Raw genomic sequence first — 8510 nt, forward strand, 5'->3', positions numbered from 1 at the left:
ATCGGGGCGTACACCGCAGCCAAGGGCGGCCTGCGCAACCTCACCAAGGCCATGACGGCTGGGTGGGCGGCAAGAGGCGTACGGGTCATCGGCGTCGCTCCCGGCTATATCCGCACGGAACTCACCCAGCCTCTCGTCGATGATCCGACATTCAACGAGTGGGTGCTCGGGCGCACCCCGGTGGGTCGTTGGGGAGAGCCGGAGGACATCGGAGGCGCCGTGATCTGGCTGGCATCCGACGCATCGCGATTCGTGACCGGACAGGTCGTCTTCGTCGACGGCGGAATGACGGCGGTGGTGTGATGGCGGCCGTTCCGCACGCGATCGTGATCCACGCGGCCGGCGACCTCCGCGTCGAGGAGATCGCCGAGCCCCTGCCGGCATCTGACGAGGCCGTGATCGACATCGTCTACGGAGGCATCTGCGGCTCTGATCTGCACTACTGGACGCATGGTGCCGCCGGGGAGTCGATCCTGCGCGCCCCCATGATGCTCGGCCACGAGGTCGTGGGCGTCGTCCGCCGCGCTGCGGCCGACGGCACCGGGCCCTGGGAGGGCACGCGCGTCGCCGTGCACCCGGCCACTCCGGCGACCGAGTACGTACGGCACCCCGCGCACCGACCGAACATCGCGGGCGGCGGCTACCTTGGGTCCGCCGCCCGGTTCCCGCACCGCGACGGGGCATTCGCGCATCGAGTGGCGCTGCCGACAGGCATGCTCCGGGCGCTCCCCGAGACGGTGGATCTGCAGGAAGCGGCGCTGATCGAGCCCGCCAGCGTCGCATGGCATGCAGTGAACCGTATCGGCGATGTCACCGACCTCTCGGCGCTGGTCGTGGGGTGCGGTCCGATCGGGCTCCTCGCGATCGCCGTGCTCCGAGCGCGCGGCGTGCGCCACATCACCGCCATCGACCTGCATGACCGGCCGCTGAAGGTCGCGAAGGAGCTGGGGGCGGATGTCGTGCTNNGAAGCCATCGCGGCCTCGACACGGCGATCCGTGCGGCGACCCGCGGAGGCGCCGTCGCCATGGTCGGGCTGCTGCCGAGCGGGCCGCAGCCCGTGCAGGTCGCGCTGGCGATCGCCAAGGAACTCGATCTCCTCGGCTCGTTCCGCTTCAACGACGAGATCGACGAGGTCATCGAGGCGCTCGCCCGGAAGAGGCTTCGGATCGCCCCGGTGATCAGCCATGTGGAGCCTTGGCGATCGGCCGAAGCGGCCTTCGCTATCGCGGCGGATCCGACGCAGTCCAGCAAGGTCCTTCTGAAGTTCGGACGTGCTCCGTCCTAGGCGCTCCCCGTTCTGTCGCCGCCGGTCACAGAGGCGAACGCTGCCCGAGATGGCGATTGAGCACCTTCGCGCTCGTCTCGAAGCTCCTGATCGGCGACCCTTCGATCCAATTGCGGTGCGTCTCGAGGATCACAGCCCGTGTTCCCGCGAGCTTCGCCTGCTCGATGAACGAGGGGATGTCCATGTTCCCGAGGCCCAGCTCGACGGCATCCGCCGTGTCGATCGGGGTCAGCGATGATCCTCGCAGGCGGGTGCCGCGGTCGGTGATGTGGCACAGCACGACACGCTCGCCGAGCTCGCGCATGAGAGCGAGGGCGTCTACCCCTGCCGCAGTCGGCCAATAGCAGTCGAATTCGAAGTTGACGGCGGCCGGATCGGTCTCGGCGATGAGGACGGAGAATGCCGTGCGGCCCGAGGGCAGACGACGGAACTCGACATTGTGATTGTGGTAGAGCAGGGAGACGCCGCCCGCGGCGAGTACTCGCCCCGCGGCGTTGAGGCGCAGGGCAAGATCTCGCACCTGTGCCTCGTCGGTGTAGTCGAACCGATGCATCCCGGTGATGACGACGTGAGATGTGTCGAGGCTCGACGCGCGTGAGATCACGGCGTCCGGCGCGCGCTCGACAGTGCCGAGGCCTTCATGGAGTCCGACGACCTTCAACGACGTGCTGCGAATGAGATCCGGCCAATCGAGTCGGCCGCCGCGGCCGACCGGCATCCCGGATGCTCTCGTGAGCGCCCGAACGAACAGAGGCGTGTGGCGGGTCATGAAGCCGTTCAGCTCGATGCCCTCGAAGCCGGCCCGTTCGAGCCGGCCCAGCGTCTCGCGTGCCTGCTGCTCGGTCGACAGCACAGTGCCTAGTTGGATCTGCTGGATCGCCTTCAGCGGGCGTTCGTTCACTACGCGCCCTCCGACGATGCCGCTGGCGGCTGCGCTGCGATGAGCTTCATGAAGATCGTCAGCAGTCCGAGAGCATCTCGCGACGGGTCGAGTAGCGACTGAATACGGAGACCGTCGACCATCGCGAGGACGAGGGTGATCTTCTCGTCCGCTGTCAGCAGCTCGTCCTCCTTGGTGGGCAGGGGGCCGTCGGTGAAGCGAGACCGCATGCGTTCGCGTCGTCCGAGGAAGAACTCATGGGCCGGGTGCTCGGGATTCGTGGCGGCCACAGTGAGCGCCATCCAGTTGCGCTGGAAGTCGGGGTGCGCGAACTCGTCGGCGAGCACGGCGCTCAGGATCTGCTCGCCGGGCACGTGGGCCGTCATGATCCGAGCGGCGAGGTCTTCCTCGTGCTCTTCGCGCTGGGCGAGGGCGGCGGGCAGCAGCTCCTCCTTGCCGGAGAAATGGCGCAGCAGAGCCGCGTGGGTGAGGCCGGCGCGACTGGCGATGTCGCGGAGGGATGCCCGTTCGTAGCCGTGTTCGGCGAAGCTCGCGAGCGCCGCCTCCGCGATCTCCGCGCGTCTCGCCGGGGTGGAAGCGCTCGGCCCTCGGCGGCGCGGGGAGGGCTCGGCTGTCAGCGGCGACGTCATGTTCCCACCCTCTCACTTTTGCCTTCTGTTACCAAAGTGGTTACTATCGCTCAGGATCGACAATCGGTTGCCAAACGGATTTCGACCGCATTTCGCGAGGGACGCCCAGTGGAGGGCGCCGCGGATCACTGAACGATGAAGGAGTCCAGGTGACCAAGAGTGAATTCGACCGCAGCGACACGATCGACTCGATCGCTGCGGCACAGCCGGTAGGCGGGAACACGCCTGACGGCACTCCGCTGGAGGGAACCCCCGTCGGCTCCGAGCCGACCGCGAAGGTCAGCGGCGGGTACATCTTCTGGCTGATGCTGGCCAACTTCGGTGCATCCATCGCGATGATGGTGCCGCTCGCGTACGGCCTCGCGCTGCGCATCACGGAGCTCGCTCCTGGGCACGAGGAGGTGCTCGGATACGTCACCGGCACCGCTCAGCTGATCTTCCTCGTGCTCAGCCCGATGATCGGTATCTGGAGCGACCGGACGCGCTCTCGCTTCGGCCGCCGCACGCCGTTCCTGTTCCTCGGCGCTGCCCTCGGACTCATCGGCGCGGTCATCATCGGCTTCGCGCCGAACCTGCTCCTCGTCGGCGCCGGCTGGGTCGTCGCGATGACCGGGTGGTCGACCGCCGGAGCCGCGATCCAGACCCTGCAGGCCGACAAGCTCCCCGAAGAGCAGCGCGGCAAGGTCTCAGCTCTCACCGGTCTGATGACGCAGGTCGCGCCGGTGCTCGGCATCGGAATCGCCTACGCCGTGTCGTACAGCACCTTCCTGGTGTTCTTCGTTCCCGCCGTGATCGGCGTCGTGCTGCTCGTGCTGCTCCCGACCTTCAAGAAGGAGGGAAGCTCGAAGGACCTGGTCGTCGACTCGTCGGTGACTCTCAAGAAGGTCATCTCGGGCTACGGCTTCAACGCTCGCAAGTACCCCGACTTCGCCTGGAACTGGGTCGGACGCATGGTGTTCTTCATCGGGCTCTACTTCAACACCACCTTCGGCACGTTCTTCTACGCCCAGCGTCTTGACCTGCCGGTGCGCGAGGTCGCAGGTGTCGTCGCCACCGTCGGAATGCTCGGAGTCGTCGCTGCCGCCGGTGGCGCGCTGCTGGGAGGCTTCCTCTCGGACAAGCTCAAGCGACGTCGACTCTTCGTGCTGATCGCCGCCTTCATCTTCATCGGCGGTGCGCTCGCCGAGGCCTTCGCGTGGTCGCTGCCGCAGCTGATCCTCGGTGCCGTGCTCATGCAACTCGCGATCGCCGTGTTCGCGACCGTCGACCAGGCCATCGTCTACGCGATCATCCCCGATCGCGCCGAGTCCGGTCGATACATGGCGGTCGTGGCGTTCGCCCAGAAGATCCCCAGTGCGATCGCTCCGCTGATCGCGCCGCTGATCATCACGATCGGGGCGGTGGGAGCCGAGAAGAACTACACGCTGCTGTATCTGATCGGCGCGGTGTTCGCGCTCGTCGGCGGTCTCATCATCATGTTCAAGGTCAAGGGAGTGCGCTGAGATGACGCTCGCATCGAACCCGTCATCCGTGCCCACTGCGCCGTATGACCTGCGGATTGACAGCGGGGGCGACGAGTTCACCGTGTGCGAGGCTTCGCCCCGGCTGTCGTTCACGGTTCCGGTCGGCGCGGCGTGGACCGGGTTCGAACTCGAGGCGATCGTCGACGGTGAGCGTCGGGCGCTGGTGCCGCTCGCCGCCGACACGCACCTCTTCGTCGAGTGGCCGTGGCTCCCGCTGTCGAGTGGTCAGCGGGTGCGATGGCGAGCGCGCGCGACAAGCGGCGACACTCTCTCAGAATGGTCCGAGTGGGCATCCTTCGAGTGCGGACTGCTCGACGCGGACTGGACTGCCGAGTGGATCAGTCCCGTCGAACACGACGATCCCGGATACGGCGCGCGGGGTGCTCACACGCTCGCTCACACCTTCGGGGCCAGTGGCATCGTCTCGGCGCGGCTGTACTCGACCGCTCTCGGCGTCTACGAAGCTCGCATCAACGGCGAGCGGGTCGGCACGGCCGAGCTGTCGCCGGGGTCGACGTCCTACGACCGCACCCTCTACGCCCAGGCTGCCGACGTGACACGCCTGCTGACCGACGGCACCAACTCGCTCGAGATCGAGCTCTCCGACGGTTGGTACCGCGGGCAGGTCGGGGCGTTCCGTCTGCCGGCCGGGTGGGGCACGACTCTCGCAGCTCGAGCTGAACTGCACCTCGAGCTGGCCGATGGAACCCGACAGGTGGTTGGCACCGACCAGGACTGGACCACTGCGGGGTCCACGGTGATCCGCGCCGATCTGATGGACGGACAGACGACCGACTTCCGCGCTGGCGGGGGAGCACGGGAGCCCGTGATCGTGGGTGCCGTCGCCGGGCCTCCGATCTCGTGGTCGCCGGCTCCGCCCGTCCGGGTCGTGGAGACGCGCGACGCGGTGAACGCGAACCGCCTCGCGGACGACACCTGGGTGCTCGACTTCGGCCAGAACGCTTCGGGCTGGCTGCGGCTCACCGATCTCGGTCCGGCGGCAACGCGCACGGTGATCGACTACGGCGAGTACGTCGGGCCCGACGGTGACGTGAGCACCGCGCACCTCGACTCCACCAAGCCGGGAGAGCCCGATGTCGTCTTCGTGCAGCACGACGAAGTGGTCTCGGACGGAGGGGGCGCGGTCTTCGAGCCGCGTCTTACGGTGCACGGTTTCCAGTTCGTCAGGATCACGCGTCAGGGCGCTCCGTTCGACCCGGCATCTGCGCGGATGCAGGTCGTGCAGACGGATCTGCGTCGCACCGCATCGTTCGAGTCGAGTGATCCCGACCTCAACCGGCTGCACGAGATCGCCGACTGGAGCTTCCGCGGCAATGCGGTGGATGTGCCGACCGACTGCCCGACGCGCGAGCGTCTGGCGTGGACGGGCGACTACCAGGTGTTCGCGCCGACGGCCGCGCGCCTGTACGACGTGCTCGGGTTCACTCGCAAGTGGCTGCAGTCGGTGCGCGATGATCAGCTCGACGACGGTCGTATCGCGAACTTCTCGCCCGACGGCCGTCGCATCAAGCACAAGCTCGACGACCAGTTCGCCATGATGACGGGTTCCTCCGGGTGGGGTGATGCGATCACCTTCGTCCCCTGGGAGATGTACACCGCATACGGCGACGCTCGCGTTCTCGAAGAGAACTGGGACGCGATGGTGCGGTGGGTCGAGTGGGAGCTCGGGGCCGCGCGCGCGAATCGGCATCATTCTCGCGTCGAGCGCTCCGCCGAGCCGCTGCCGCACGAGGAGTATCTGTGGGACGGCACGTTCCACTGGGGGGAGTGGACCGAGCCCGTCGCGAAGGCGGAGGACGGCTCGCGCCTGGATCCGATCAAGACGAACCCCATGGCCTGGTTCATGGCCGACAAGGGAGAGGTCGGCACGGCCTACCTGTATCGCTCCACTCAGATCCTCGCTGATGCCGCGGCCGTGCTCGGTCGCACGGGTGAATCGGCGAAGTATGCCGCGATCGCCGAGCGCGTGCTCGACGCGTGGCATTCCGAGTTCGTCACGGACGACGGGCGTACGGTGCAGGACACTCAGGCCGCCTATGTGCGGGCACTCTCGTTCGGTCTCATCCCGGAATCGCTTCGTGCCACCGCTGCGCAGCGCCTCGTCGAACTCATCCGCGACGCCGGCACCCATCTCGGCACCGGATTCCTCTCGACGGGAGACCTGCTGCCGGTTCTCGCCGACAGCGGGCACGCCGACGTCGCCTACGAATTGCTCTTCCAGCGCAGCGCTCCGTCGTGGATGTACATGATCGACAGGGGAGCGACGACCATCTGGGAGGACTGGGAGGGGATCGACGACGAGGGCGTCGCCCACGAGTCGCTGAACCACTACAGCAAGGGTGCGGTGATCCGCTTCCTCCACACGCACACCCTCGGGCTGCGTCAGGATGCGGACTCGGCAGCATGGGAGGCGTTCACGATCGCGCCGCTCCCCGGCGGCGGCGTCAGCTGGGCGAAGGGGCATCTCGACACTCCGCAGGGGCGGATCCGCGTGGAGTGGCGCGTCGAGGGGGACGAGCTGGTGGTCGAGGCGGACATCCCGGCAGGGAGTCGCGCGACCGTGGTCTTCCCCGACGGGACGACGCGGGCAGCAGGACCCGGATCCTTCGCCGGCGCGGGCGGGTTCTCCGGCGCCCGCTGACGGCGTGGATCAGTCGTCGTGCATCGCCGCGGCCTGCAGCTCCCGATTGATCGCGCGCAGGCCGAGGGCGAGGGATTCCAGCTCGTCGATCGTCAGCCCGTCGAGGATGTCGGCGCCCATCTCGGGGCGCGCCGCCATGATCTTCCCGATGACGTCACGCCCGAGAGCCGTGGGCGCCAGGCGCCGCACACGCTGATCGACTTCATCCGTCAGTCGTTCGACGAGGTGCTGGTCGACGAGGCGCTCGACGAGCTTCGACATCGTGGCGAGCGACACCTCGAACGACGACGCGAGGCCACTGATCGTGCTGTGGTCGGATACGACGATCGACGTGAGTACCTTGAGCTGCTGGATCGTCAGCTGCGTGCTCAGCAGGGAGCCGATCATGCGGGGAAGTGAGCGCACTGATACCGCCAGCGTGAGGGCATCGATGTTCTCCAATGCCTCCGCACGTCTCCGGTCATCGCTCACCTCAGTACCGTAACGCGCTCCGAGGCGATTCCCAGGGATATTTACTTAGCTTCGAGCTAACCTTCTGTGAAGGAACCGATCCGGGGTCGTGTCGGGTTCAGGTTCACGCCGTCCCCAGTTCGCGTCGACCTGGCCCGAGCCCCGGCGACAGGAGGACGGAACCATGACCGAACAGGCACAGGCCACCCAGGAGCAGGTCGCGCGGCTGCGGGCACTGCGGGAGAAGTACGCGCAGGAGCGCGATCGGCGCATCCGCCCCGACGGGGCGGCCCAGTATCGATCGGCTCTCGGCGAGTACGGCTACTACGCGAAGGACCCTTACACCCCCCGCACTGATCGAGAGCCGCTGCGGGATCGCGTCGAGGCTCTGGTGATCGGGGCGGGCTTCGGCGGGCTGCTCACCGGTGCGGGACTGCGAGACGCCGGCATCGGCTCGGTGAGGCTCATGGACGAGGCGGGCGACGTCGGTGGAACCTGGTACTGGAACCGCTACCCCGGCATCCACTGCGACATCGAATCGTATGTCTATATGCCGCTCCTCGAAGAGACGGGATACATCCCGAGCAGGCGCTATGCGCCTGGCGAGGAGATCCGTCAGCACGCCGAGCGCATCGCGGAGCACTACGACCTCTACCGCGACTTCGTCGGGCATACCCGAGCGACGGGGCTGACCTGGGACGAGGATGCATCCGAGTGGGTCGTCGAGACCGATCGAGGTGACGTGTTCCGCGCGCGGTACGTGATCACCTCCTCCGGCACGCTCACGCAGCCGAAGCTCCCCGGCATCCCGGGGATCGAGCGCTTCACGGGTCACACCTGCCACACCAGCCGCTGGGACTACGCCTACACCGGCGGATCCGCCGACGGGGATCTCACGAAGCTGGCCGACAAGCGCGTCGCGGTGGTCGGCACGGGGGCGACCGGGCTGCAGGTGATCCCGCACCTCGCCGAGCATGCGCGTGAGCTGCTGGTCTTCCAGCGCACGCCTTCGACCGTCGCCGTGCGCGACAACCGTCCGACGGATCCGGAGGGGGTGGG

8 protein-coding genes are annotated in these 8510 nt (G+C 67.6%); 5 read left to right on the forward strand and 3 right to left on the reverse strand.

The annotated features are described in order from the left end of the window. A partial coding sequence (locus tag J7E68_RS17465) for an SDR family oxidoreductase (protein ID WP_215174737.1) occupies positions 1-303 on the forward strand: 303 nt, incomplete at its 5' end. Further along, positions 303-1286: a zinc-binding dehydrogenase gene (locus J7E68_RS17470; protein WP_215174739.1), complete on the forward strand. Its 984-nt coding sequence runs from the start codon at positions 303-305 to the stop codon at positions 1284-1286. The genes J7E68_RS17465 and J7E68_RS17470, both read left to right, overlap by 1 nt. 25 nt (positions 1287-1311) lie before the next feature. On the opposite strand, the gene J7E68_RS20015 is transcribed toward J7E68_RS17470, so the two are convergent. Further along, entirely contained in the window at positions 1312-2187 is an 876-nt protein-coding gene (locus tag J7E68_RS20015) for a TIM barrel protein (RefSeq protein WP_215174741.1), read from the reverse strand. Further along, a complete protein-coding gene (locus tag J7E68_RS17480) occupies positions 2187-2816 on the reverse strand; it encodes a TetR/AcrR family transcriptional regulator (RefSeq protein ID WP_215174743.1) in 630 nt (209 codons plus the stop codon). The genes J7E68_RS20015 and J7E68_RS17480 overlap by 1 nt, the downstream gene beginning before the upstream one ends. Positions 2817-2965: 149 nt before the next feature. On the opposite strand from J7E68_RS17480, the gene J7E68_RS17485 reads away from it, so the two are divergent. Next, on the forward strand, positions 2966-4318 hold the full coding sequence (locus tag J7E68_RS17485; protein WP_311417306.1) for an MFS transporter: 1353 nt from the start codon (positions 2966-2968) through the stop codon (positions 4316-4318). A gap of 1 nt (position 4319) precedes the next feature. Then, positions 4320-7001, forward strand: coding sequence for a family 78 glycoside hydrolase catalytic domain (locus J7E68_RS17490; RefSeq protein ID WP_215174745.1), 2682 nt, complete (start codon positions 4320-4322; stop codon positions 6999-7001). Positions 7002-7010: 9 nt separating this feature from the next. Here the strand turns inward: J7E68_RS17490 and J7E68_RS17495 are convergent, their stop codons facing one another. Continuing rightward, a complete protein-coding gene (locus J7E68_RS17495) occupies positions 7011-7472 on the reverse strand; it encodes a MarR family transcriptional regulator (RefSeq protein ID WP_215174746.1) in 462 nt (153 codons plus the stop codon). A 163-nt stretch (positions 7473-7635) separates the two neighbouring features. Here J7E68_RS17495 and J7E68_RS17500 point away from each other — a divergent pair. After that, positions 7636-8510 (forward strand): NAD(P)/FAD-dependent oxidoreductase (locus J7E68_RS17500; protein ID WP_215174748.1); only part of this gene is annotated, 875 nt, incomplete at its 3' end.

The organism is Microbacterium sp. ISL-103 (assembly GCF_018613995.1).
Taxonomy (GTDB): Bacteria; Actinomycetota; Actinomycetes; order Actinomycetales; family Microbacteriaceae; genus Microbacterium.

Coding starts and splice junctions, on each gene's coding strand:
- J7E68_RS17480 (WP_215174743.1), bottom strand. CDS start 2,816: ATGACGTCGCCGCTGACAGCCGAGCCCTCCCCGCGCCGCCGAGGGCCG.
- J7E68_RS17490 (WP_215174745.1), top strand. CDS start 4,320: ATGACGCTCGCATCGAACCCGTCATCCGTGCCCACTGCGCCGTATGAC.